Raw genomic sequence first — 25,739 nt, forward strand, 5'->3', positions numbered from 1 at the left:
CGGTCGATATAATGAAACAAAAGGCGAGAAGATTTGTCTTCTCGCCTCTTGTTTATTAAGAGTTACTCTCGATTCCTTCTGGGTCTTGTAATAGGTTGAATACATCAGCTAAGCAAAATGCGATGAACCAAGTCCAAAGACCGTAGAAGAAAGCTGAGCTTAATTGAAGTGGTAATGTATAGTTTGTCATGGAGTAGGAAATACATCCACCGACGATTCCGATCATTGTTAATAACATGGTTTTTTGCGCATTTTCTTCTGGATTAAAGAGGAAGAAAATGTATCCGCCTAATATTGAAGCGCTTACAACAGATTCGATTCCGTTAAAAATGATATGCTCTCCAAGTTGAATGTTTGTCCAGAAGCAAATGATGCCGCCGATAAGAGCGAATAGGACAGCTATCGTGTACCGTATATATTGATTCATATGTTCATCTCCTTATGTAATAAGATGATTTGGAAGTCAAAAAGGTAGGTATAGTAATAGAAGTTGATTTTAGTTGCACGTATCTTTTTTATAAAAAGATTAATGGAAGAATAACTTAGATGATCGGTAGCTTTGAAAAGTTATTTGTGTTATATGATAAAACAACTGAAAACAATTATGGTTATTACGTAAACTTGCTTTGAAATATACCCGACTTCTCGTTTCTTTTTGCTTATAAAAATAAGAGAAACTCCCAAGTCTATACATTCTTTTTTGTAAGTCTTATTGTATTATAACATATTTAGCACAATAATAATAGGAATTATCTGATTTTGTAATAAGTATAAAAATAAAACGCAAGGAATGCTAATTCCTTGCGTTTCCTTATATACGTTTGAAACGTCCAACGATTTCAACGGTTTCTGTAATATTCATAAAAGCATGATCATCAACTTGACGAATAATACGCTTCATTTCTCCTAGTTCGTAACGAGTTACGACTGTGTAAATCATTTTTTTCTTATGGTTGGTATAGCCGCCAACAGCGTCTACCATTGTTACACCACGTATGCCATTATTCAATAGGGCACTTTTAATTTCCTCGCCCTTTTCTGTGATTGTCATAATTGTTAACTTAATATGTTTTGTGTGAACAGCATCAATTACTTTGCTGACAACAAAACGGCTAATTAACGTATAGAGTGTAATATCCCATCCGAAAATAAAACCAGCAGCAACAAGCAAGATTAAGTTGAATCCGAAAATGATTGCACCAATCGAAATATCTCGGTATTTTGCTACAATTAGTCCAACAATATCAAATCCACCTGTTGAAGAGGCGAATCGGAATATAATCCCTGAGGCTGCACCACAGATAACGCCACCAAATACAGAAGAAAGCAAAATGTCCTCTGACACTTGATGTACGGGGATAATATTCATGGCTAATGATGATACGGCCACGAAATAAGCTGTTAAAAATGTTGTTTTCTTACCTAAATAAAAATGACTTAAAATAAGAAGCGGGATGTTTAGTAAAAAGATAAGTGCACCGATATTGTAGTGCATTACGTAACCAATAATCATCCCTACACCAGCAAATCCACCGCTAATCATATTATGCGGAATAAAAAACATATTCATTGAAATAGCATACAAAATGGAAGCTATAAAAATAACAATCAACTGTATCATAAATTCTAAATGAAATGTTCTAGCTGCTGGGAAGGATAAAAAGGCGGTATCGGGAACGTAATCGGCGTCTCCTAATTGACCCATAGTGTGTTTCATCTCCATATTCATTTTTGATTACAAGAAGAGAATAATGCTTTTTTCAAAAACTGGCAACCGTTTTAATATAAGACAAAAATTTTATAAATTTCTAACAAATTAAGCCTATTCATCTAAGTGATTGAATATACTGAAGAAAGCGAATACAATAGCGGATTTTGGATGAATCCTTAAAAAAATATGCAAAAGAAATTTTTAGGAAAGGAAGAAGGAAATAGAGATTGTTTGTGGAATATGCTACAATTGGCTTAGTAAGGATGTGAAGCGATGGAATTTTTATTGCAAGATGCAATTCTATATATATCTGTTGTAACGACAGCGCTTTGTTTATTAGAAGTCTTTTTTCTCACTAATGTTTCTCGTTTCGTACGTCAGCAAACATCAAGTGGTAGACAAAAAGCTTTTGCGATAGTTGATACATGTGAAGAGAGTCTCGGCAATATTTCGCTCTTTTCTATCTTCTATAAATATGGAATGATTCGGTCGGTTCGCAGACAAGAATCGAGCGGAGAAAGTGATGAGGTCGGTCCGTATAAACCAATGTTTCGCTAACTAATTACGAAACATTGGAGGAATGAACATGTTAAAATCATACCGAGCTGTGCTCGTTAGTTTATCATTATTACTTGTTTTTGTTTTATCTGGTTGTAGTAATGCCACCACAATTGATGCACATAGTACTGGGATTTGGGATCACTATTTCGTATATCCAATCTCGCTTATGCTACAATTTGTTGCTCATCATGTACCCGGTGGAAGCTTCGGGATTGCCATCATTATCATTACGCTTTTGGTTCGATCAGCGATGGTTCCATTAGCTGTCTCGCAATATCGCAGTCAAATGAAAATGAAGAAAATGCAGCCCGAATTGCAGAAGCTAAAGAAAAAGCACGGTGATGTGAGCAAAGATATAGAGAAACAAAAACAGTATCAAAAAGAAATGTCAGAACTAATGAAAACAGGCGGTTGGAATCCATTGGCGGGTTGCTTGCCACTTTTGATACAAATGCCGATTTTCTCAGCATTGTATTATGCAATTAGCCGAACTGAAGAGATTCGTACATCCTCATTTTTATGGGTGAACTTAGGACATGCAGATCCGTATCATATATTACCGATTCTTGCAGCACTGACAACATTTATTCAAATGAAGATTATGCAGTCAAATACATCGGCAGGAGAGCAAGTTCCAATGCTCAAAATGCAGCAGTTTATGATGCCGGCGATGATTTTATTTATGGGATTTGCGGCGCCATCAGGACTTGTGTTGTATTGGATTACAAGTAACATATTTACAATGTTGCAAATGATTGTGCTTAGAAAAGTGATGGAACGTGAACAAGGGCAATTACAAAATGCATAGAAAAAAGCCGCTCTATTTAGGAGCGGCTTTTATTGATTTGTTGAAGTTTGTCTAGCGGTTAAGGAAAAGTTAAGAAACCAACTTTACTATATGCATTGTATACGAAAGTGTACATGCTTTTGAAATCTATGTGATACAAAATGAAGGAGGAAGTTTTCTATGAACAAGAAAAAAACAGTTGGATATTTAGTAGCTGCCGGAGCTTTATCACTAGGAATCATAGGAGGAGTAGGTGTTCCTGCTTTCGCGGCAACGAACGATGCCAATTCTACATCAGTAACAGAACAAACGACAAAAGGAAATCAGAATCAAAAATTGGATGAAGCAACGAAACAAAAAGTACAAACGATTATGGAGAACGCCAAAAAGCAATTAGCCGAAATAGGTGTAAATCTTCCTGAAAAAGGGAAAAGAGGAGAGAGGTTTGCGAACCTTGATGACACGACAAAAGAAAAAGCAAAAGCGATCATGGAACAAAGAAAAGCAGGAACAATAACTCATGAACAAGCAAAAGARAAATTGTCAGAACTAGGTGTGAACCTTCCGGAAAAAGGGAAGCACGGGGAAATGTTTGCGAACCTCGATGATCAGGCAAAAGAAAAAGCAAAAGCGATYATGGAACAAAGAAAAGCAGGAACAATAACTCATGAACAAGCAAAAGAAAAATTRTCAGAACTAGGTGTGAATCTTCCTGAAAAAGAGAAACAAGAAGAAATGTTTGCAAACCTTGATGATGCGGCAAAGGAAAAAGCAAAAGCGATTATGGACAAAGTAAAATCACAATTAGATGAGCTAGGTGTTGATTTTCCAATTAAGGATCATAAATTTTTAATGAAGAAGGCGAGTAACTAATTGAAATATAGAAAGTGTAAAAACTGTTGATAGAAGTTTCTTTCGTATGGGCAACCGAAAGAAACGATATAAAGTTTGTTTAGGATAGATTTCTTCTTTGAAGAAGTTTTTCCTTTTTTATAATGTTACAAATGATTGTGCTAAAAAAAGTAATGGAACGCGAGGAAGGCCAATTATAAAATGCATAGAAGAAAGCCGCTCATTTGAGCGGCTTTTATTGATTTGCCGAAATTCTTTTTAGGGTTAATAATGATGTAAAAAAGATGTATGTAATTGCAAAGCCAATAAACACTTCGGTATATTGGAATTTTCCTAACACATAAAAGGATATGGCAGGCACAATAAAGACAACTAAAATGCTATAACCGGGATACTTATTTCGATACATGATGGCAAAGATAAAAGATAAGATCGTTGTTATAATACAAATTATTGGAATCATATCGATACCTCCTTTGTGTACAGTATACCATTTTAAGGGAATTCGAAAAATAGCAATGCTTCTGTTATAATATAAGAAGAAATATTTTTTATATGTTATATAAAAAAACATATTGTTTTTTTGTAAAAATTCAATATAATGAACAATAACTACAAAATTCGACATCAAGAAGTGATGATGAGGACACGATCAATTTTTTACGATTCTCAGAGAGGGAGGCCTTTGGCTGTGAGCTTCCTAATACGGAAAAATGGATTACCACCTCTGAACTGCAGCAGTGAACGAACAGCTAGTAATTGCTTGCCGGCAAAAACCGTTATCTAGACTTGAGAAATTGGTGAAGTGTGTAGCTTTACTAATGAAACAAGGGTGGAACCACGAATACAACACTCGTCCCTTTTTTAGGGAGGAGTGTTTTTTTATTTCAATTTTGCATCACACTAGAATTGGAAGGAGGATACGCAGCATGCATCATGATGAGAAAAACAAAATTGGTTTAACAGTAGCACTATCTATCGTTGTAGGAACTATTATTGGATCTGGTGTATTTATGAAACCAGGGAGCGTATTAGATTACTCAGGGAGTTCTAATATGGCAATTTTCGCTTGGGTAGTAGGTGGTCTGTTAACATTAGCTAGCGGATTAACTGTAGCTGAAATCGGAGCGCAAATACCGAAAAATGGTGGATTGTACACGTATTTAGAGGAGATTTACGGCAGTTTTTGGGGGTATTTATCCGGCTGGATGCAAACAATTGTATACGGCCCAGCTATTATTGGAACATTAGGTTTGTATTTTAGTTCTTTAATGATTAACTTCTTCTATTTAGATAAAGTATGGAACTTACCGATTGCAATTGGAACAGTTGTGTTCCTTGGTGTTGTAAATAGTATGGGAACGAAGTATGGCGGGATTGTCCAAACAGTTACGACAGTCGGAAAGATGGTTCCTATCGTATTAATTGTTGTTTTAGGCTTTTGGAAAGGGAATAGCGACATCTTTAATGTTGTTGTACCGATATCGGAAAATCAAAGCATTGGGATGGCGATTTTAGCAACATTATTTGCTTACGATGGCTGGATTTTACTTGCTTCTATCGGCGGTGAAATGAAGAATCCGACAAAGTTATTACCAAAGGCGATGACAGTAGGGATTTTGATTGTAACAGCTGCTTACGTATTAATTAACTTAGCGTTGCTGAATGTATTACCAGCTGCGAAGATCGTGGATCTTGGAGAAAACGCGACAGCAACAGCCGCAGGGATGTTACTTGGAGAATACGGCGGAAAAATCATTAGTATCGGTATTATTATTTCTATTTTCGGATGCTTAAACGGAAAGATTTTAACATTTCCACGTATTCCAATGTCAATGGCAGAAAGAGGACAACTTCCATTTTCTAAGTTTATTGCAAAGGCACATGAGAAGTTTAAAACACCTGCAAATGCGATTACTTTTGAAATCATACTAGGTATTATTTTAATGATTATTAGTGATCCAAATAAGCTTTCCGAGATTTCCGTATTTATTATTTATATTTTCTACGTGATGACATTTATCGGTGTCTTCATTTTAAGAAAACGTAATGAAGGAAAAGAGCGTGCGTATAGTGTACCGTTATTCCCGATTGTACCAATCGTAGCGATTTTAGGATCATTATTTGTAATTGGAAGTGCGATTATTAATGATCCACTAAGCTGTTTCTTATCAATTGGAATGGTATTTACAGGACTTCCGATTTACTGGTATTTAAATAGGAAAAAACAAACGCAGTCTTAAGAAATTGTATAAATACAAATTAAAAAAACGAAATAAACCTGATTTTTAGGTAGAAGAGAGCATCCACCCATACATAGAAGCGGTCAGGGCCTGTTTTAGCCTCATGCCAAGTGAAAACAAAAAGTGCAGGTCTCCTTTTGTTTTCAGAGCCGCGACTTATATGTCGGAAAATCAACAGGGATATATATATAAAGTAGGCGTATAATACGCCTGCTTTTTTTGTTTGTAAAAATTTCCTGATGTATACGGGAGAATTTATACTTGATTGCAGTTTGTCTTTTGGTTACTATAGTTGTAGTAACCAAAAGTGGACGAGAGAAAGTGTGGGGAAAAACGTGAATTTTCGTGTATATATTTTAGCGATTGCGGCATTCGTAGTCGGAACGGTTGAGTTAATTATTGGCGGGACGCTGGATTTAGTTGCAGACGATTTAGGTGTATCAATTAGTGCAGCGGGTCAACTTATTACAATATTCTCAGTTGTATTTGCTCTTTCAGGACCAGTTTTATTAGCAGTGACAGGGAAAATTGAACGTAAAACATTATATATCGGGGCATTATCTATTTTCTTAATTGGTAATATCATTTCAGCATTTAGTGTGAATTACGGAATGTTAATGTTCTCAAGGGTCATTTGTGCGGCGAGTGGATCGCTTATTATTGCATTATCTGTAACGTTAGCTTCTAGTGTTGTAGAACCGCATTTTCGTGCACGTGCTATCGGAATTATTTTCATGGGGATTAGTGGATCGCTTGTACTAGGTGTACCACTAGGCCTTGTACTTGGGAATGCATATGGATGGCGTGCACCGTTTATTTTAATTTCGGTATTAACGGTTGTCGCTATTGCTAGTATTTCATTATTTTTAACGAAAGTTCCACCAGTAGCTGTTTTGTCTATAAGAGAACAGATTGCTACATTGAAGGATAAAAAGATTGTTAGTGCTCAGCTAACATCATTCTTATTCTTAACAGGTCATTTGACGCTATATGCATATTTAACGCCGTTTTTAAAAGATGTGATGCATGTAGAAGCAAATTGGATTAGTATATTTTACTTTATTTTCGGTATTGCGGCGGTAATCGGAGGTGGCTTTGGTGGTTGGCTCGCAGATAAATGGGGATCAAAGAAGAGTATTATCTCTATTATTATCGTCTTTGCATGTGCCATCTTTATCTTACCGATGATGACATTTTCATTCCCACTATTCATTATTATGATGGGGATTTGGAGTATGTTAAGTTGGGCCATTTCACCGGCGCAGCAAAATTATTTAATTGAAATTGCACCAGAATCAGCTGGTATTCAGCAAGGTTTAAATAACTCTGCACTTCATTTAGGTATTGCACTTGGCTCAACTGTGGGCGGGGCTGTTATTGAAAAATCATCTGTAATCTATAATGCATGGGTAGGCGGCGGATTTATTATTTTAGCGCTGCTTTGTGCGATCTTCTCGATTACGAGAGGACAATCTACTCGCGTAACAGAAAAAGAATCTATCGTTTGATAGGTTCTTTTTTGTTACAATAAATTGAAGTGTTTACCAATTTATTGTAGGAGAGTACGGCGAGAGGAGTGACGTCAGATGGATTTCGAATCAACGGTTGGTTTCTTTTCGATGGTTTTGCCATTCTTTATAGTTCTTTTTGTATTAAGATGGATTCGTTTTCTATATCAAAATTCCGAGAAACAAGTGAAGCAAAATGAGCAAATCATTGAGCTATTAAATGAGATAAAACAGCAAAATGAAAAGTAGCAAATTTACTATGTTACTAGTCTCTACTATACTATATTTACAAATAACAATTATCCCCAAAAAACAATTACATAAAGTGAAACTAATAAAAATATAAAAAGAGAACGCACTCAAATATTTGAGTGCGTTCTCTTTTCTTCATAAATAATTAAAGTGAACTTACTGAAACCAATTCAAAAAAGATTTTTTTATAGAGTATAAACAAATAATCTACTCCGAATAATTAGATTATTTGTAAAAAAACATTGTATTTTGTAATATTTAACTGTAAAATATTTCAATGTAAATACATACCAAATGGAAAAGGGGAAAATTATGAAAAAATTATTGGTTTCAGTATCTGCGTTCGCACTTTTAGCTGTAGGTTATAGCTCATCTGCATATGCTGCTAAGAGTCCTAATGACACAAAAAACTGTGGAGATTTTAAAAGTCAAAAAGCAGCACAAGAATTTTGGAATCAAAATGGATATGGTGTTGGTAATGACCCACATCGTCTAGACAATGATAAAGATGGTATTCCTTGTGAAGATTATAAATACCCTGTAGATACAACTGCTACAACAGAGAAAAAAGAGGAATCTAAAAAAGAAGAATCCACTAAACAAGAATCTAAACAAGAGCCTGTTAAACAAGAAGTTAAAAAGGAATCTATTAAACAAGAAAACACACAAAAAACTACTAAGCAAGAACAAACAACTAAGAAAGAAACTAAAGAAAAACCTGCTGTAAAAACTACAAAAGAAACTAAAAAACAAGGTGAGAAATTACCAAATACAGCATCAAACGGTCTTACAATGATGCTAGCAAGTGCTGGTCTTGCACTTGTAGGTTCAGTGCTAATGTTCCGTCGTAAAAAAACAAATGCATAATATAATTCCTTAAAGCGGCAGGAGAAATCCTGTCGTTTTAACATGGGGTGAATAACATGAATAAAAAACAATGGTTTGGTTTATGTTTAGTCATTATAGGCTTAACTACTTGTTCTTATTATTTTATAGAGTGGTATACTGCAAAGAATTCTGCTCAATCTTTGACAAAGGAGGAAGTAAAACAGTATAAAGAAATTGAACACACACCTAATACAACTCAAACAATAGAACCCTCAGCACCTGAAACTCCAATTCTACAAGTTCCATCTTCACAAGTGCAGCATCAATTAGGAGAGAAAATAGCATATTTAATTATTCCTAAAATTGAACAAAAGTACTCTGTATACTGGGGGACTGATGACAAAGTATTGAAAAAGGGGGTTGGGATGTTTGTGAGTGAACTTACAACTACTCCTTCTGGAAATGGCCATACTGTTTTAAGCGGCCATAGAGATACTGTATTTACTGAACTTGGTGAATTACAAGAAAATGACACGGTAATTTTAAAATATGATAATAAAACTTATACATATCAAATTAATCGTCATTGGATTACTGATGCTGAAGATCGGACGGTAATTGTACAAAAAGATCAACCAATCTTAACACTAACAACATGTTATCCTTTTGACTATATTGGAGATGCGCCAGATAGATATATAATTGAGGCAAGCTTAATCTCCACTACTTAAAGCCAAAAAGGCCACTGGATATTTCAATAAAATGCTAAAGTAGTGTAAGTTGAAGGGGAACAGTTGTGAGGGTGCTTTTTATTTTTTATAACGAAAAGGGAGTGTTTACGAGCACTCCCTTAAAAGTATATTTTGATTTAAACAACTATGCAGTGAAATAGATTTCATGCTAGAAATAACTCTCCCGCCGAAAGATCTATTGTTCATGCACTGAAGCAAGGATGAAATCACTAATAGGCTTACAAATTCTTTGTTGAGACAGCTGTTGTAATAAATCATCTGTTGAAATCTTTCCCTGAAGATTTTCTTGTAATATTAAATTTAAATTATTGAATTGAAGATAGTCTATGTCTTCGCTTACTGGGAAATCTGTGAATTGATTTTTTAGCATTGTAAAGACATTGGATCTTTTTGATTTATCTACCCATAAAGTAGATAATCCAGGTATGAGGGTTAGAAGAAAATCAATTTCTCTATCTGTTAATCGTTTTTCTTCTAACCATTCGATTATAGTTAAATCCTTCATTTTTAATATCTCAACTTTATTAAAAGACTTCGAATTTCCTCATCTTTCATAAAGAGATCATGATGTTTTTCGGTAATTTTTGCGAGCGCAACATCATGGTAGAAGAACTCTGTAAAGAATTTTACGAATGGTTGAGACATTGTTTTCATTGCTTGCCACGATTCTTGTTCTACCCCAGCAAATAAAATTTCACGATCATCAACGATAAGTAGTAGGTAACGTTCTAATGCGTTAGGTTCCTCCGTTGGGATAAGAAAATGAACGTTTGTCAGTGCTGTTTCCACTTTACCAACTACAAGTGCCTCGATAGTAACGCCCTGTTTCGCCTTTTCTTCAAGTAAGGGAAGATACTCTAAAAAAGTATCATTCCAAGCAGAAATGCGGATAGATTGTTTCGCTTCTTCTACTAACTGCTTACTTTGAATTTGAATAGAAGATTGCATTTTTAAGCTCCAAACACGGTCATCTGTAAAAGATCGTTTTGAAATATTTGTTTGGAGTTCTTTAATATGAGATTGAAATTCTGTTGTTAATTTTTGAATAGCAAGGTCTAGTGGTAAAGCGGTATATAGCTTTTTCTTTTCTGAGACGGAATCCATGACCATTCCTTTATCAATGAGCCTTGCTAATACTTCATATATTTTGGCTTTTGGAACACCTGAATGTTTCACAATCGTTGTTGCATCTAATGGTTCATCGCTTGAGACTACAACTTCATACGCCTGGCTTTCATATTGTGAGAAACCGAATTTTTGTAACATAATGCCTCCCGAACAAGTTAGATTCTATCTTTAGCATAAAGAACTATTTGTAATTATACAAGTAGCGCCGTTGTGCTTATTCTATTTCGTTCTTTGTAGAAAGTAAATTCAGTGAAAGAGAGGAGGAAGAACTTACTATTGGTTAAAGTTTTAATTCATCACAAGGGTCAACTTTGAAAAAATAGGTGGGTTTGTTAGTATATCATTAGTAAATGCACCTCTATTTTTGTACAATAGTGAATGAATCTGGATTGGAGGAAACTATCATGGCAATTGTTGATGTATCGATTATTCCAGTTGGAACTGGTAATCCAAGCGTAAGTGAATATGTAGCAGAAGTACAAAAAGTGTTAGAGAAAAACGCTGATCGCGTGAAGTACCAATTAACACCGATGAATACAGTAATTGAGGGAGATCTTCCTGTATTACTTGAAGTGATTCAACAAATGCATGAAGTACCGTATACAAAAGGTGCGAAGCGTGTCGCAACGACAATCCGTATTGATGATCGTCGCGATAAAGAAAGCACAATGGAGAAAAAATTAAACTCTGTTCGTTCGAAATTATAAGGAGGAAGCAGCGATTTTCGCTGCTTTTTTTGTATGGATAAATTAGGCGAGACGACTTGATTCATGATACACTTTTTTATTATGAATGGTGAAGGTACGGGAAGGAGGAAAAGAGATGAGTGACAAGTTTAATGAGCAGTTTGATGGTTTACTTGAAAAGTATACGGAATTGTTGCTAGGGGAAAGCAATGAGGAGCGAAAAGAGCAGGTACAAAAGTGGGCGTTATATTCTTACATTGCGAAAACAATGCCAGCACTTGTGAAACATTGGAATGAAACGTATCCCGAGGGAAAAGAAGAGATTGTGAAATTGATTGCTGATATTAAAAGATTAAATGAAGAAAATCGTAATCATAAATAAGAAAAGGCCGTTCAGATGAACGGCTTTTTCTTATTTATGTGGATGACTGCGGGCATGTGATTAATATCTTTATATAATTTGAAGAGAAAGGTAAGAGGTGTGACGAGTATTGTCGAATTTTTATTTTAGGCTAGTTATTCACCTGTTTTTCTAGTTTCTTTTTAGATGTCGAAAAATTTTTATGAATATTTGAAAGCGATAAATCAAGATTTTGAACATTATTATAGTATTTTATAAATTATCTAAATAATTATTTGTATCAAATAATTTTAAACAGTGATATAATTTTGAAGAGGGGTAAAAAACAGACAAAGAACAGTCATAGGGGTGAATTACATGGAACAATTAATGCGCAATTCGTTTCTTTTTTTGTCAAAAAATAAAGCGCTAACAAAATTAGCTAAAAAATACGGTTTACGCTTTGGTGCCGGCCGCTTTGTCGCAGGGGAGACAATCGATTTAGCAGCAGCAGCTATTAAGCAATTAAACAAGCAAGGTCTTTGTGTGACAATCGATTATTTAGGTGAGTTCGTTGATAATGAAGCAGAAGCAAATGAAATGGCAAACCAATCGATTGAAGCAATTCGTGCAATCGGACGCGAAAACCTTGATTCACAGCTTTCTCTAAAAATGACTTCTATGGGGCTAGATATCTCAGATGATATCGTAATGAATAATATGCGTCGCATTTTAGAAGCTGCAAAAGAAAACGGTGTGTTTGTTACTATTGATATGGAAGACTATACACGATGTGGGAAAACAATTGAGATCTTTAAGCAATTAAAATCTGAATACGATAATATCGGTACTGTTATTCAAGCTTACCTATATCGTACAGAAAAAGACATCGAGGATTTAAATGCATATAGTCCTAATTTACGTCTTGTAAAAGGGGCTTATAAAGAACCAGAAGAAGTTGCGTTCCCAGACAAGAAAGATGTAGATGACAATTATAAAAAAATTATTAAAATGCACTTATTAAATGGAAATTATACTGCAATCGCTTCACATGATGAGGCTATTATTGAATATACGAAGAAACTTGCTGAGGAACATAATATTTCACGTGATCAATTTGAATTCCAAATGTTATATGGCATTCGTACAGAACGCCAACTTGAGCTTGTAAAAGAAGGATATAAAATGCGTGTTTATGTACCGTATGGAAATGACTGGTATGGCTATTTCATGCGCCGCCTAGCAGAACGTCCAGCAAACGTTGCGTTCGTTTTAAAAGGAATGGTAAAAAAATAACCAAGGAGGAAAAACTCCTTGGTTATTTTAATTGCTGAAATGCGTAATTAGCCATCTTTTTCGTATCAGGATATAGCTGAGTACGAGTAGAAGAAAGTACAACGTTAATAACACGCTTGCCGTTTTTCTCGTCAACTGTTACGACCGTATATTTTCCTAAAGCAGATAAACCGCTTTTACTTCCAATTGCATATGGATCATTATAAAGCTCTTCGCGACCATAGTTTGCAATTTTTTTTGTTCGCTCTGAAGTATGTAATGTTGTACGCGTTGTGTTCATATAATCTAGCACAATTGGATATTTTAATGCTTCTTTTGTAATAATCGCGATGTCGTAAGGGGAGGCCTTATTGCCAAGCGCATCAGCACCGCTCGCATTTTTAAAGGTTGCATGCTTTGTTCCAAGTTCTTTTGCCCTTGCATTCATCATTTTTACAAACTTCTCTTTCGATCCTGCGATATGTTCCGCAATCGACTCAGCAATCGGATCCGCACTAATGATTAGCATTAGCTTTAATGCCTCATCCCTTTTTAACTTTTCACCGGCGCGAAGTTTAATCTTTTTACTTTGACTCTCTGTTTTTACCGCATTTTCTGTAATCGTAATTTCTTCATCTTCTTTTATATTCTCTAGTAAGAGAAGCGTCGTTATCATTTTGGCTACACTTGCTGGATAAGAGCGTTCTTGTTCTCGTTTTCCATATAAAATTTCACCTGTGTTTGCATCAATTGTAATGCCGTATTGCCCTGTGATAGGAGGTTGATTCATTCTTACGTCTTTTTGCCTTTTTGCGTAGGAAAAGAAAATCATACTGGTAAACAGTGTGGCAATCATTACAATCATGATTATTGTTCGTTTCATCATCGTTCCCTCTTTTGTCTTTCCTTATGTACAAATAAATTGGGCAGAAAAGCGGCCCAATACTCATTATGCCACGTTCTCTGCCCAAAAATATAGCGGAAGTTCAAAAAGTCCGGTAAAGATGGCCGCCCGCTTTCTTCGTTACGTCGCCAGTCCGGTACTCATGTAGTTCCACCTACACTCCGTATCCTCCCGGCTTCCGCGCCTCGAACTGCTCGGCTCTCTTTATCTTCCTTTTTGAACAAACACATATAGCATTATTTTTCGCCTGTGTTGTGCTTTTTGTATTGTTGATTGTTACCTTGACGGCCCTTTTCAATACCGCGATCAACCGGACCTGCATTTCCTGTTACACTCGCTGCACTAACGCCTGCTTTTGATGGATCTTTCTTAAGTCTTCCCATATATATTCCTCCGTTTTCGTCATATTTTAAGAAGGGAAAAGTGTATTCTAACAAAGAAAATACACAATTATAGGGTGACCAAATAAAAGAAATATATTTATTTCAGAAAATTTTATCAATAAATATATTGCGAAAATTTAAACAGTGTCATATATTTATTAGTAGAGGCTCACTCATTGATTGCGACGTATGTCGAAAAATTGAATGAGCATTCATTCAAGAATAGGGGGAGAAATGGATGTTCCAAATTAAAAAGGCTGCTGTTCTCGGTTCTGGTGTAATGGGCTCAGGAATTGCTGCACATTTAGCTAATATTGGTATACCAACATTATTGCTTGATATTGTACCTGGGGCGCTTACAAAAGAAGAAGAAGCGAAGGGACTTACATTAGAACATAAAAGTGTGAGAAATCGTTTTAGTAATGGGGCATTGCAAAAATTAGTAAAGCAAAAGCCAGCTCCTCTTACGGTTAAAGGTAACCTGGCATTGATCGAGGCGGGTAATTTAGAGGATGATCTTGAGCGTCTTGCGGATGTAGATTGGATTATCGAAGTTGTTGTTGAAAACTTAGATGTTAAAAAGAAACTATTTGAAAAAGTAGATGCTGTTCGTAAAGCTGGCTCTATTGTGAGCTCAAATACATCAGGTATTTCCGTTGAGAAAATGGCAGAAGGGCGTTCAGATGACTTCAAAAAACATTTCTTAGGAACGCATTTCTTTAACCCACCACGATATTTAAAACTTCTAGAGATTATACCGACAAAAGAAACAGATCCACAAGTGTTAAACTTCATGAAATTATTTGGCGAAGATGTTCTTGGAAAAGGCGTTGTTGTCGCGAAAGATACACCAAACTTTATTGGAAACCGCATCGGTACGTATGGCTTACTTGTAACGTTACAAGAAATGATCAAGCGTGGTTATAGCGTTGGAGAAGTTGACTCTGTAACAGGTCCATTAATTGGTCGACCAAAGAGCGCAACGTTCCGCACATTAGATGTTGTTGGTTTAGACACATTCGTTCACGTTGCCAACAATGTATATGAAAATGTACAGGAAGAAGAACGCAACGTATTTAAAGTACCAGCTTTCATGCATGACATGCTGGATAAAAAATGGCTTGGAAGTAAAACAGGTCAAGGTTTCTTCTTAAAACAAGGAAAAGAAATTTTAGAGTTAAATCCTGAAACGATGGAATATGGGGCTCGTAAAAAATTAAGAGCTGCTTCCGTAGAGCTAAGTAAACAAGAAAAAGGATTAGCGAATAAATTGAAAGCGCTTGTATATGCGAAAGATCGTGCGGGAGAGTTATTATGGAACATTATCACGCCAACTCTTTTATACTCAGCGAAGCTTCATAAAGAAATCGCAGATGATATTGTTGCGATTGACCAAGCGATGAAGTGGGGATTTGGCTGGGAGCAAGGACCGTTTGAAATTTGGGATGCAATTGGCGTAGAAAAATCTGTTCAGAAGATGGAAGAGAACGGCCGAGTTGTTCCAGCGTGGGTAAAAGACATGTTAGAGAAAGGATTTAACTCTTTCTATAAACATGATAATGGTGAAAGCTATTACTATGATAACGGTGAATACAAACTTATCCGACGCAATAAAAAAGCAATTTCTTTGAAACAATTAAAAGAGAAAAATGGTGTGTTAAAGAAAAACAGTGGAGCGAGCTTAATTGACTTAGGTGATGGCATCCTTTGCTTAGAATTCCATTCGAAGAGCAATGCAATTGGTATGGATATTACACAAATGATTAATTACGCTGTTGATGAAGTAGAAAAAAATTATAAAGGTCTTGTTATCGGTAACCAATCGAAGAACTTCTGCGTAGGTGCAAACCTTGCGATGATCTTAATGGAAGCGCAAGATGATAACTACTTTGAAATTGAGTGGGTCGTGAAAAACTTCCAAGATGCAATGATGAAAATTAAGTACAGCTCTAAACCAGTTGTTGCAGCGCCATATGGTATGACGCTTGGCGGAGGTACAGAAGTTTGTTTACCAGCAGCTAGCATTCAAGCTTCTAGCGAAACGTATATGGGATTAGTAGAAGTAGGTGTTGGTTTAATCCCTGGCGGTGGTGGTAACAAAGAACTATATATTAAACATTTAAATAAAATGGCAAACGGTGTAGAGTTTGACCTACAAAAAGTTGCAAATAAAGTGTTCGAATCAGTTGCGATGGCGAAAGTATCTACATCAGCGCAAGAAGCTGTTTCTCGTAATTTCTTAGGCGATAAAGATGGTATTAGTGTGAATGGTGATCACTTACTATATGATGCGAAACAAAAAGCACTTGCTTTATATGAAGCTGGTTATAAAGCACCGATTCGTAAAAAGATACCGGTTGTTGGTGAAACAGGATATGCAACGCTTTTACTTGGAGCAGAAGCAATGCATCTATCAGGTTACATTTCCGAATACGACTTACACATTGCGAAAAAGCTCGCATATGTCATTGCCGGCGGAAAAGTACCATACGGAACAGAAGTTGATGAGCAGTATTTATTAGATGTGGAACGTGAAGCATTTATCAGTTTAGTAAGTGAGATGAAATCACAAGCAAGAATGCAGCACATGCTTGTAAAAGGAAAGCCATTACGTAACTAATAACGAGGGGAGATATCGTTCATGAGAGAAGCTGTCATTGTTGCGGGAGCAAGAACGCCAATTGGTAAGGCAAAGAGAGGTTCATTAAAAACAGTTCGTCCAGATGATTTAGGAGCATTAGTAGTAAAGGAAACATTGAAACGTGCGAATAACTATGAAGGGCCAATTGATGATTTAATTTTTGGCTGTGCGATGCCAGAAGCAGAACAAGGCTTAAATATGGCACGTAATATCGGCGGATTAGCGGGACTTTCTTATGATGTTCCAGCTATTACAATTAACCGTTACTGTTCTTCAGGGTTACAAAGTATCGCTTACGGTGCAGAACGCATTATGCTTGGTCATTCCGAAGCTGTATTATCTGGCGGAGCAGAATCGATGAGTTTAGTTCCAATGATGGGTCACGTCGTTCGTCCAAATAGCCGCCTTGTAGAAGGGGCTCCAGAATACTATATGGGTATGGGACATACAGCGGAGCAAGTTGCTGTGAAATATGGAATTTCTCGCGCAGAGCAAGATGCATTTGCGGTAAGAAGTCATCAGCGTGCAGCAAAGGCTTTGGCTGAAGGGAAATTTGCTGACGAAACAGTACCTGTTGATGTAACGCTTCGCACTGTTTCAGCGAATAATAAAATCCAAGAAGAAACAATTATCTTCGCGCAAGATGAAGGAGTAAGAGCGGACACAACATTAGACATCTTAGGGAAATTACGTCCAGCATTTAACGTTCGCGGTTCTGTAACTGCTGGTAACTCTTCACAAATGAGTGACGGGGCAGCATCTGTTCTTCTGATGGATCGTGAAAAAGCAGTGAGCGATGGCATGAAGCCACTTGCGAAATTCCGCTCGTTTGCAGTAGCTGGTGTACCACCAGAAGTAATGGGAATTGGGCCAATCGCAGCAATTCCAAAAGCATTAAAATTAGCAGGGTTAGAACTATCTGATATCGGCTTATTTGAGCTAAATGAAGCATTCGCATCTCAATCGATTCAAGTTATTCGTGAACTTGGCTTAGACGAAGAAAAAGTAAATGTAAACGGCGGTGCAATTGCACTTGGTCATCCGCTTGGCTGTACAGGAGCGAAACTAACATTATCTCTTATCCATGAAATGAAACGCCGCAATCAGCAATTCGGTATTGTAACAATGTGTATCGGCGGCGGTATGGGAGCTGCTGGGGTGTTTGAATTATTATAAAAAAGTGTAGGTGGCTCGTTTAGAATGCGAGGGGGATGGAGATTCAGACGAAGAGGCATTCTTTGCCTCATAGGAAGAAGTGAAGCCACCGAGTATTCTAGCCGCCGGAACTAGATGAGATAAAAAGTAGAAGCGGCTTGTCCAGAACAAGAGGACATTGGAGGCCCTGACGAAGAGGTGCTTTTTGCCTCACAGGAAGGGGTGAAATGGCCGATTGTTTTAGCCGCTGGAACTGGATTATATAAAGAAGAGTGGAAGCAACAAAAGGGTATAAAAAACAAAGGGAGAGCCAGCTTCCCTCATTATGAGAGAAATGGCTTATGAAAATATGAAGGAGGAAATTTTCATGGAAAAAACAGTAGGAAGCGCAGTAAAAGGTGGTAGCTTTTTAGTTGATGATATTACGATTGATCAAGTGTTTACGCCTGAGGATTTTTCATCAGAGCATAAAATGATTGCGAAAACGACAGAGGACTTCATCGTAAATGAAGTTTTGCCAGAACTTGAGTATTTAGAGCAACATGAGTTTGACCGCTCTGTTCGTCTATTAAAAGAAGCTGGAGAGCTTGGTTTATTAGGTGCTGACGTACCAGAAGAGTACGGCGGAATTGGGCTTGATAAAATTAGTTCAGCGTTAATCGCAGAGAAATTCTCTCGTGCTGGTGGCTTTGCAATTACACATGGTGCTCACGTTGGTATCGGATCATTACCAATCGTATTATTCGGTAACGAAGAGCAAAAGAAACAATATTTACCGTTATTGGCAACAGGTGAAAAATTAGCTGCATACGCATTAACTGAGCCAGGATCTGGATCTGATGCGTTAGGTGCAAGAACGACTGCTCGTTTAAATGCAGAAGGTACGCATTACGTATTAAACGGTGAAAAGCAATGGATTACAAACTCTGCTTTCGCTGATGTATTTATCGTATACGCAAAAGTAGATGGTGAACATTTCACAGCATTTATCGTAGAGAAAGAATATCCAGGCGTATCTACAAGCCCTGAAGAAAAGAAAATGGGTATTAAATGTTCTTCTACTCGTACATTAATTTTAGAAGATGCGTTAGTACCGAAAGAAAATGTACTTGGTGAAATTGGTAAAGGTCATGTCATTGCTTTCAACATTTTAAATATCGGCCGTTATAAATTAGGCGTTGGTACAGTTGGTTCTTCGAAACGTGCTTTAGAAATTTCAGCGGGGTATGCAAACCAGCGTCAACAGTTTAAACAACCGATTGCTCGCTTCCCATTAATTCAAGAAAAATTAGCGAATATGGCAGCGAAAATTTATGCAGCTGAAAGCTCTGTATACCGTACAGTAGGTTTATTTGAAAGCCATATGAGTACATTAACAGAAGAGCAAGTAAAAGACGGTAAAGCTGTAGCAGCTTCTATCGCTGAATATGCAATTGAGTGCTCATTAAATAAAGTATTTGGTTCTGAAGTATTAGACTATGTAGTAGATGAAGGTGTTCAAATTCATGGTGGCTACGGATTTATGGCAGAGTACGAGATTGAAAGAATGTACCGCGACTCTCGTATTAACCGTATTTTCGAAGGTACGAACGAAATTAACCGTTTAATCGTACCAGGAACGTTCTTACGTAAAGCGATGAAAGGTGAATTACCACTTCTTCAAAAAGCACAAAAATTACAAGAAGAGTTAATGATGATCATGCCAGAAGAAGTAGGCGACGAGCCATTAGCGCTTCAAAAACACTTAGTAAGTAATGCGAAGAAAATCGGCTTAATGGTAGCTGGATTAGCGGTTCAAAAATACGGTAAAGGTTTAGATAAAGAACAAGAAGTTCTTGTTAACATTGCGGATATCGTGAGTAACTTATACGCAATGGAATCAGCTGTTCTTCGTACAGAAAAAGCAATCAAAGTAACTGGTCTTGAAAAGAATAAACAAAAAGTATTATATACAGAAGTATTCTGCCAAGAAGCATTCAACCAAATCGAAGCAGATGCAAAAGAAACAATTATCGCAGTTGAAAATGGCGATATGCTACGCATGATGTTATCAGCTCTTCGTAAATTCACTCGTCACACGCCGCTTAATGTAATTCCGAAGAAGCGTGAAATTGCAGCGAAAATTTTAGAAGATGAGCGTTATACAGTTTAATAAATTAATAAAAAAACAGTAGTCACGTTTTCTGGCTACTGTTTTTTTATTAAAAATGGATGTTTGAAATAAATTACAATTTTTGTATTTAGTCATTTTTCCAATTGGAAACCTATATTCATTGACGAGTGAACAGTATAAATTAGCAAACGCGTTTTTATTGGCAGGGGTATTATGTTCCTACTCGTTATCGATTTTAGTTTTGAGAAAAAGATATTAGATGAGAAAGAGCTGTTTTACATATTCATTTGTAAACAGCTTTTTTTATTATGTTTCATTGGGACGATGAGAAGACAGGAGTGAGCGAGATGCGAATGGTACGTGAAAGCACAATTTATCAATTAGCGTTTTTTCCTAATCTATTTCCGATTAACTGCTATTTAGTTGAAGAAGAAAAAGGATTAACTTTAATTGATGCAGCTTTACCTTATAGCGCAAAGACTATTTTGAAATCGGCGCAAAAAATAGGAAAACCGATTACGAATATTGTCATAACACATGCACATGATGATCATGTTGGTGCACTTGATGCATTGAAGCGGATACTTCCTGATACTCCTGTCTATATTTCAAAAAGAGATGCCTGTTTACTTGAGGGAGACATGACATTGCAACAAGGAGAACCAAACGTACCGATAAAAGTTGGCGTATCTAAAAGAATACAGACGATACCAGATGTTCTTTTAGAGGAGGGGGATCGAGTTGGCTCTCTTCTAGCAATTGCGGCTCCAGGGCATACACCAGGTTCTTTGGCGTTTTTTGATACAAGAAATGATGCACTAATTGCTGGAGACGCATTTCAAACACGGGGAGGAGTTGCAGTTGCAGGACAGATTAAGTGGCTCTTTCCATTTCCTGTGTTTGGAACGTGGGATGCAGAAACCGCATTAAAGAGTGCTCAGAAACTTTTGCAATATAAGCCATCTTTATTGGCAACAGGGCATGGGAAGGTGATGGAGGATCCGACGTTATGTATGAAACGAGCGATTGAAGAAGCAGAGCGAAATTTAGCAAGAAAGGGGTAAAGAAATGATTTGTTTGTTATTGCTAGTATTCAATATATAACCCTCTTTTTAAATAAATTGAGGACATTTCAAAATAAACTATATAACTATATTTTAATGTGAAAATTAAAAGTAATAATATGCAACTTTGCGTACTGAGATTTTTTTTGTGCATACAATCCAAAAAGAAATAAATACTAAATGATGAATGAACAGAGAAAGGAAGGTTGTTATTATGCCGAATTTAACAGAGCTTGAGCTTGAAAATTTACGACATCTTATTGGGGGACATGCGACAGTTGCGAACAAATTAGACCAGTATGCGCAGCAGTGTACAGATCCTCAATTAAAACAAATGCTACAACAAGATGCACAAGCTGCAAGAAATACAAAACAACAATTAATGTCCTTTTTAGGCTAGGAGGGTATCGATTATGAATGAAAAAGATATGGTAAACGATTATTTGTCGGAATTAAATGCTAGTTTGACTAGTTATGCGAATTACATAGCAGAATCGAATAACGAACAGTTACATCAAACGCTGATTCACATTCGCAATCAAGATGAAACAAGACAACGTAATGTATATAAATATGCATTGCAAAAAGGGTATTATAAACCAGCGGCTCCTGCAAATCCAATGGTTGTTCAGCAAACGAAAAGCCAATTAAGTGCACAATAATCAATAAAAAACGGGTGAACGTCATGAGACGTTTCACTCGTTTTTTTTTATTTGTATATTTGTCAAGGCGAATATAGAAAATCATTTTTTGGATGTAACAAATATGACGAAACTTCAGTATGGCATTTCACAAAATGTACATAAACTTTGTTCAATGTTTCGCAAAGAATCCATGGTTTCTACAGTGAAAATCTCTATAATGAAAAGTGTAAAGAAGAAATAAAAAATCAAGATTACATGATCAATTAGGAGAGATTGTTATGAATAGAAACACAAGAAAAATCGCAATTATTGGTACTGGATTAGTTGGATCAAGCTGTGCGTATTCAATTGTGAATCAAGGCATCTGTGAAGAATTGGCATTAATTGATATAAATCATGAACGTGCAGTTGGCGAAGCGATGGACTTATCACACTGCATTAACTTTACTAATACAAGAACAAAAGTATATGCAGGTACTTATGAAGACTGCAAAGATATGGACATTGTGATTATTACAGCGGGTCCGGCTCCAAAGCCAGGACAAAGTCGTTTGGATACTTTAGGAGCAAGCGCAAAGATTATGGAAAGTGTTGTAGGAAGTGTAATGGAAAGCGGATTTGATGGTATATTCTTAATCGCATCGAACCCAGTTGATATTATTACATATCAAGTTTGGAAAGTATCTGGTTTGCCAAGAAATCGTGTGATTGGTACTGGAACATCATTAGATTCTTCCCGTTTAAGAACAATTTTATCTGAAATGTTAGAAGTTGATCCTCGAAGCATTCACGGTTACTCATTAGGTGAGCACGGTGATTCTCAAATGGTTGCTTGGTCCCATGTAACAGTTGGTGGAAAACCAATCTTACAAATTTTAGATGAGCAAAAAGAGCGTTTTGGTGAAATAGAGTTAGATGAAATTGTAGAAAAAACTGCAAAAGCTGGTTGGGAAATTTATAAACGTAAAGGAACTACTTATTACGGTATTGGGAACTCACTTGCTTATATTGCACGATCTATCTTTAATGATGATCATCGCGTGATTGCTGTTTCAGCCATTTTAGATGGTGAATATGGCGAATATGATATTTGTACAGGTGTACCAGGAATTATTACAAGAGATGGTGTAAAAGAAGTTGTTGAATTGAACTTATCAGAGGATGAAGAAAGCCGATTTGCAAAATCAAATGATATTTTACGTGACTACATGAAAACAATCGGTTACTAGAATAGGAGAAGGTGAAACAGATGAAGGAATATATTATGTCTCGTGTCTTTAAAGGTTCTGCCGGAATTGCACAAGGTATTTTCGTATCCCTTGGAATTGGTTTACTTATCGAAAATATAGGAAGAATTGTTGATATTCCGATGTTAATTACAATTGGGGTTGTGGCAAAATCAATGATGGCACCAGCAATTGGGGCAGGAATTGCCTTTATGCTTGGAGCAAACGGACTTGTCATTTTCTCAGCAATGGTTGCAGGGGCGATTGGAGCAGGGTCGATTTCGATTACTGAAGCTGGTTTAATTATCAAAACTGGTGAACCAATCGGTGCGTTATTAACAGCAACTTTAGCCGTTTATATTGGTAAACGATTAAGTGGAAAAACTGCTTTAGATATGATGCTCGTTCCCTTTGCCTCAATATTAGGTTCAGGTTTAGTCGGTATTTGGTTAGCTCAAAATATTAGTCCTGTCTTAAATACAGTTGGAGCATTTATTAAAGAGAGCTCAGCTGGCAGCCCATTTATTGCTTCTATCGTACTTGCGGTTGTTTGGGGACTATTACTTATTTCTCCAGCTTCATCAGCAGCTCTAGCAATTGCGCTTAGCCTAGACGGCGTCGCGGGAGGTGCCGCACTTGCAGGATGCGTTGCTCAATTTATCGGGTTCTCTGTTATCTCTGCGAAAGAAAACAACTTAGGTGGTATTTTAGCACAAGCACTTTGTACGCCAAAAGTACAGTTGCCGAACATTACTAAAAATCCAATGATTCTCGTCCCAACTGTCGTTGCCAGCGCTATTGTGGGACCTGTATCTGCACTGATTTTCCAATTGGAAGCCGGTAAAGAAATTGCAGGTCTTGGATTAAGTTCTCTTATTGCACCAATTAATTTAATTTCCAGCCAAGGATTCGGTGTTGTACCAGCAATGGTCATCACTTATATCGTAATCCCGGTAGCTGTTTCTTATATATTGTACATGATACTAAAAAAAGCAGGTCGCATTCATTCTGGCGACATGACTGTACCGCAATCTTAATCTTTAAACAGTGTATTGTATTGAAAATCTCCTTATATATAGATAAAAGCAGACTGAAGAAGCAACAGTCTGCTTTTTTTACATTTTGTATGTTTGTCTTGCTGGAATCATGGCAGTTTCTTTTCTGTTTACTAGTAATAATTGCACACCGAAGTAGAGTGTGCTCGCAACTGCCATACCTGAAACGGCATCTAAGAAAGCATGCTGCTTTGTAAATAGTGTCGATAAAATAATGAGTGTACCAAAGAAAGTAAGAATTAAATATTCCCATCTGTGCTGTTCTCTTCGCTTATAAGCAGCTAACATAATCACAAATGTAGTGAGAACGTGGATGCTAGGAAAACAGTTTACAGGTTGATCAATACTATAAATATAGCGAACTAAGTCAGAAAACACGTCTGTTCCTACGACTGTAGGACGTGGCACTGTTGTTTGCCAAAAATAGTAAATAGAAAAGCATGTAAGCTTTCCAAGGATAACACTGCTCAACGTGGCATAATATTGTTTTCGATCAGCGAAGCAGTAGTAAATGAGTGCACCGTATAAATATGGAAACCAAAGTAGATATGGAATAATAAATGCTTTTACAAATGGAATCCAATCATCAACCATGGTCGTAACATTTACAGCATGAACACCAGATTTATTAAGTACATCGTAAAGGGGACTTACGAGTACGAGTAGAAGTATATAACTTAAGGGAAGAAAAGATGAAAGTTTATATTTTTTCATAAGAATCTCCTAGGTTCCAGTAATGTAAGTAAATCCAATTGATTATAATATAGAAAATCAAAATGGGCTATCGATTTTACTTACTTTTTTCTGGATTCACCTTACATTTTTGTCACTTGACTTGGGATGGGGGGATGAGGGATGCAGCGTTCATTAAGTGTGTTGTTTCTTATATTGCTATGCTTACTAGGAGTTGGGTGTGCAAAAAATGAGAATGTACCACCTGTTTCAGAGTATAGCGGGAGGGCACTAACGATTGGCGTAGTCGGCGGGGCACCGAAGAATACGTTTAGAAATATAAAATTTGTGAAGGTAAAGTTAGACGAGATGCAAGAGAAATCGGAGAGAGTCGACGGATTTCTCGTTATGAAAGAACATTTTGAAGAGGCATCAAAAGAAAAATATGCAGATCTATTTTTAGGGATGAAAAAGCCAGTGTTTTTTATCGGTTTAAAGGATAGACCATATATAATTTTTACTAATAAAGATTTAGATTATAACAATGCACCAAGAAATGAAGCAATGATGTATACACAAGGTTTTGTAAATATGGGGAGTAGTGAAGGTCAGTTTTGGGGCACTGGTTTATACAATGATACGACTTCGGAGCAAAGTATTCATAATATGTATATATACGTGTTTCAAACGATTGCTGATTATTTGAGTAGACAATGAGAAGCTCCAGGTTAGGGGCTTCTTATTTTTTATTCAGGCTTTTCGTGCTAAATCTCATCTTGTTACTGAATCGTTCAGGTTAAATAAACGTTTGTTTAAGAGATATGTTCGGTGCAAAGTGTACAAATTGAATCAGGTGAGAAAAAATTTTATATATTTTTATGCTTCTTATCCGTCTGGAAATGGCGGAAAAATAAGAAAAATTTGCAGGATATAAGAAAGTTGTCACGAAATAAGTTAAA

The 25,739-nt window shown here is 36.5% G+C and carries 27 protein-coding genes, 2 pseudogenes and 1 other annotated feature; of the genes and pseudogenes, 21 read left to right on the top strand and 8 right to left on the bottom strand.

Translation table 11 applies throughout. The features are described from left to right. Nucleotides 1-55 precede the first annotated feature (55 nt). Together AZF08_RS13325 and AZF08_RS13330 are read right to left on the bottom strand one after the other, a co-directional pair. Nucleotides 56-427, bottom strand: coding sequence for a DUF3938 domain-containing protein (locus AZF08_RS13325; RefSeq protein ID WP_033673121.1), 372 nt, complete (start codon nt 425-427; stop codon nt 56-58). Nucleotides 428-811: 384 nt separating this feature from the next. Then, complete coding sequence (locus AZF08_RS13330) at nt 812-1,705, bottom strand: YitT family protein (protein WP_033673119.1); 894 nt, start codon at nt 1,703-1,705, stop codon at nt 812-814. 279 nt (nt 1,706-1,984) lie between these two features. Between AZF08_RS13330 and AZF08_RS13335 the strand changes: the two genes are divergently transcribed. The 3 genes and pseudogenes from AZF08_RS13335 to AZF08_RS13345 form a co-directional block, all read left to right on the top strand. After that, nucleotides 1,985-2,269, top strand: coding sequence for a hypothetical protein (locus AZF08_RS13335; RefSeq protein ID WP_033673117.1), 285 nt, complete (start codon nt 1,985-1,987; stop codon nt 2,267-2,269). A 28-nt stretch (nt 2,270-2,297) separates the two neighbouring features. Continuing rightward, entirely contained in the window at nt 2,298-3,080 is a 783-nt protein-coding gene (locus tag AZF08_RS13340; RefSeq protein WP_033673115.1) for a membrane protein insertase YidC, read from the top strand. Between the two features lie 159 nt (nt 3,081-3,239). After that, nucleotides 3,240-3,896, top strand: a pseudogene (locus AZF08_RS13345) (hypothetical protein); the annotation flags it as partial. Nucleotides 3,897-4,146: 250 nt separating this feature from the next. On the opposite strand, the gene AZF08_RS13350 reads toward AZF08_RS13345, so the two are convergent. Beyond that, nucleotides 4,147-4,374 carry a hypothetical protein gene (locus AZF08_RS13350; protein WP_033673111.1) on the bottom strand — a complete coding sequence of 76 codons (228 nt, stop codon included), beginning with the start codon at nt 4,372-4,374 and terminating at the stop codon, nt 4,147-4,149. Between the two features lie 165 nt (nt 4,375-4,539). Then, nucleotides 4,540-4,775: a binding site (T-box leader), on the top strand. Nucleotides 4,776-4,840: 65 nt separating this feature from the next. On the opposite strand from AZF08_RS13350, the gene AZF08_RS13355 reads away from it, so the two are divergent. The 5 genes from AZF08_RS13355 (at nt 4,841) to AZF08_RS13375 (ending at nt 9,473) form a co-directional block, all read left to right on the top strand. Beyond that, complete coding sequence (locus tag AZF08_RS13355) at nt 4,841-6,154, top strand: APC family permease (RefSeq protein WP_033673110.1); 1,314 nt, start codon at nt 4,841-4,843, stop codon at nt 6,152-6,154. A 335-nt stretch (nt 6,155-6,489) separates the two neighbouring features. Then, nucleotides 6,490-7,662, top strand: coding sequence for an MFS transporter (locus AZF08_RS13360; protein WP_033673572.1), 1,173 nt, complete (start codon nt 6,490-6,492; stop codon nt 7,660-7,662). 78 nt (nt 7,663-7,740) lie between these two features. Further along, nucleotides 7,741-7,911, top strand: coding sequence for a hypothetical protein (locus AZF08_RS30765; RefSeq protein WP_063177294.1), 171 nt, complete (start codon nt 7,741-7,743; stop codon nt 7,909-7,911). Between the two features lie 315 nt (nt 7,912-8,226). Next, the gene (locus AZF08_RS13370; RefSeq protein WP_033673108.1) at nt 8,227-8,781 is read left to right on the top strand and encodes an excalibur calcium-binding domain-containing protein; all 555 of its coding nucleotides are present in this window, start codon (nt 8,227-8,229) and stop codon (nt 8,779-8,781) included. Nucleotides 8,782-8,837: 56 nt separating this feature from the next. After that, the gene (locus tag AZF08_RS13375) at nt 8,838-9,473 is read left to right on the top strand and encodes a class D sortase (protein ID WP_033673106.1); all 636 of its coding nucleotides are present in this window, start codon (nt 8,838-8,840) and stop codon (nt 9,471-9,473) included. Between the two features lie 196 nt (nt 9,474-9,669). On the opposite strand, the gene AZF08_RS13380 is transcribed toward AZF08_RS13375, so the two are convergent. Together AZF08_RS13380 and AZF08_RS13385 are read right to left on the bottom strand one after the other, a co-directional pair. Next, nucleotides 9,670-9,999 carry a hypothetical protein gene (locus tag AZF08_RS13380; RefSeq protein ID WP_033673104.1) on the bottom strand — a complete coding sequence of 110 codons (330 nt, stop codon included), beginning with the start codon at nt 9,997-9,999 and terminating at the stop codon, nt 9,670-9,672. A gap of 2 nt (nt 10,000-10,001) precedes the next feature. Then, complete coding sequence (locus AZF08_RS13385; RefSeq protein WP_033673102.1) at nt 10,002-10,760, bottom strand: TrmB family transcriptional regulator; 759 nt, start codon at nt 10,758-10,760, stop codon at nt 10,002-10,004. A 266-nt stretch (nt 10,761-11,026) separates the two neighbouring features. Here AZF08_RS13385 and AZF08_RS13390 point away from each other — a divergent pair, with 266 nt between their 5' ends. The 3 genes from AZF08_RS13390 (at nt 11,027) to AZF08_RS13400 (ending at nt 12,944) form a co-directional block, all read left to right on the top strand. Continuing rightward, a complete protein-coding gene (locus AZF08_RS13390; protein ID WP_001018864.1) occupies nt 11,027-11,329 on the top strand; it encodes an MTH1187 family thiamine-binding protein in 303 nt (100 codons plus the stop codon). Between the two features lie 115 nt (nt 11,330-11,444). Next, on the top strand, nt 11,445-11,690 hold the full coding sequence (locus tag AZF08_RS13395; protein ID WP_033673101.1) for a YusU family protein: 246 nt from the start codon (nt 11,445-11,447) through the stop codon (nt 11,688-11,690). Nucleotides 11,691-12,026: 336 nt separating this feature from the next. Beyond that, nucleotides 12,027-12,944 (top strand): proline dehydrogenase family protein, encoded by a 918-nt coding sequence (locus AZF08_RS13400; protein ID WP_033673099.1) that lies wholly within the window; start codon nt 12,027-12,029, stop codon nt 12,942-12,944. Nucleotides 12,945-12,966: 22 nt separating this feature from the next. On the opposite strand, the gene AZF08_RS13405 is transcribed toward AZF08_RS13400, so the two are convergent. Together AZF08_RS13405 and AZF08_RS13410 are read right to left on the bottom strand one after the other, a co-directional pair. Further along, nucleotides 12,967-13,806, bottom strand: a complete 840-nt coding sequence (locus AZF08_RS13405) for a D-alanyl-D-alanine carboxypeptidase family protein (RefSeq protein ID WP_033673097.1) — start codon at nt 13,804-13,806, stop codon at nt 12,967-12,969. Between the two features lie 257 nt (nt 13,807-14,063). Then, the gene (locus AZF08_RS13410; protein ID WP_063177295.1) at nt 14,064-14,210 is read right to left on the bottom strand and encodes a YuzL family protein; all 147 of its coding nucleotides are present in this window, start codon (nt 14,208-14,210) and stop codon (nt 14,064-14,066) included. A 238-nt stretch (nt 14,211-14,448) separates the two neighbouring features. Here AZF08_RS13410 and AZF08_RS13415 point away from each other — a divergent pair, with 238 nt between their 5' ends. The 9 genes and pseudogenes from AZF08_RS13415 (at nt 14,449) to AZF08_RS13450 (ending at nt 24,090) form a co-directional block, all read left to right on the top strand. Beyond that, the gene (locus tag AZF08_RS13415; RefSeq protein ID WP_033673094.1) at nt 14,449-16,830 is read left to right on the top strand and encodes a 3-hydroxyacyl-CoA dehydrogenase/enoyl-CoA hydratase family protein; all 2,382 of its coding nucleotides are present in this window, start codon (nt 14,449-14,451) and stop codon (nt 16,828-16,830) included. A 21-nt stretch (nt 16,831-16,851) separates the two neighbouring features. Further along, nucleotides 16,852-18,027 carry an acetyl-CoA C-acetyltransferase gene (locus tag AZF08_RS13420; RefSeq protein ID WP_033673092.1) on the top strand — a complete coding sequence of 392 codons (1,176 nt, stop codon included), beginning with the start codon at nt 16,852-16,854 and terminating at the stop codon, nt 18,025-18,027. A gap of 346 nt (nt 18,028-18,373) precedes the next feature. Then, nucleotides 18,374-20,158 (top strand): acyl-CoA dehydrogenase family protein, encoded by a 1,785-nt coding sequence (locus tag AZF08_RS13425; RefSeq protein WP_033673090.1) that lies wholly within the window; start codon nt 18,374-18,376, stop codon nt 20,156-20,158. Between the two features lie 79 nt (nt 20,159-20,237). Further along, nucleotides 20,238-20,378, top strand: a pseudogene (locus AZF08_RS31260) (DUF2178 domain-containing protein); the annotation flags it as partial. A gap of 88 nt (nt 20,379-20,466) precedes the next feature. Further along, on the top strand, nt 20,467-21,183 hold the full coding sequence (locus AZF08_RS13430; RefSeq protein WP_033673088.1) for an MBL fold metallo-hydrolase: 717 nt from the start codon (nt 20,467-20,469) through the stop codon (nt 21,181-21,183). Between the two features lie 214 nt (nt 21,184-21,397). Further along, complete coding sequence (locus AZF08_RS13435) at nt 21,398-21,583, top strand: hypothetical protein (protein ID WP_006096499.1); 186 nt, start codon at nt 21,398-21,400, stop codon at nt 21,581-21,583. A gap of 13 nt (nt 21,584-21,596) precedes the next feature. Next, entirely contained in the window at nt 21,597-21,845 is a 249-nt protein-coding gene (locus AZF08_RS13440; RefSeq protein ID WP_033673085.1) for a spore coat protein, read from the top strand. Between the two features lie 260 nt (nt 21,846-22,105). Continuing rightward, nucleotides 22,106-23,056, top strand: a complete 951-nt coding sequence (locus tag AZF08_RS13445; RefSeq protein ID WP_033673083.1) for an L-lactate dehydrogenase — start codon at nt 22,106-22,108, stop codon at nt 23,054-23,056. A gap of 20 nt (nt 23,057-23,076) precedes the next feature. Beyond that, on the top strand, nt 23,077-24,090 hold the full coding sequence (locus tag AZF08_RS13450; protein ID WP_033673081.1) for a PTS transporter subunit IIC: 1,014 nt from the start codon (nt 23,077-23,079) through the stop codon (nt 24,088-24,090). A gap of 78 nt (nt 24,091-24,168) precedes the next feature. Here the strand turns inward: AZF08_RS13450 and AZF08_RS13455 are convergent, their stop codons facing one another. Continuing rightward, entirely contained in the window at nt 24,169-24,822 is a 654-nt protein-coding gene (locus AZF08_RS13455) for a phosphatase PAP2 family protein (RefSeq protein WP_033673080.1), read from the bottom strand. 141 nt (nt 24,823-24,963) lie between these two features. On the opposite strand from AZF08_RS13455, the gene AZF08_RS13460 reads away from it, so the two are divergent. Beyond that, the gene (locus tag AZF08_RS13460; RefSeq protein ID WP_033673079.1) at nt 24,964-25,497 is read left to right on the top strand and encodes a hypothetical protein; all 534 of its coding nucleotides are present in this window, start codon (nt 24,964-24,966) and stop codon (nt 25,495-25,497) included. Nucleotides 25,498-25,739: the final 242 nt, after the last annotated feature.

This window comes from Bacillus gaemokensis (genome assembly GCF_001590835.1).
Lineage (GTDB): Bacteria > Bacillota > Bacilli > Bacillales > Bacillaceae_G > Bacillus_A > Bacillus_A gaemokensis.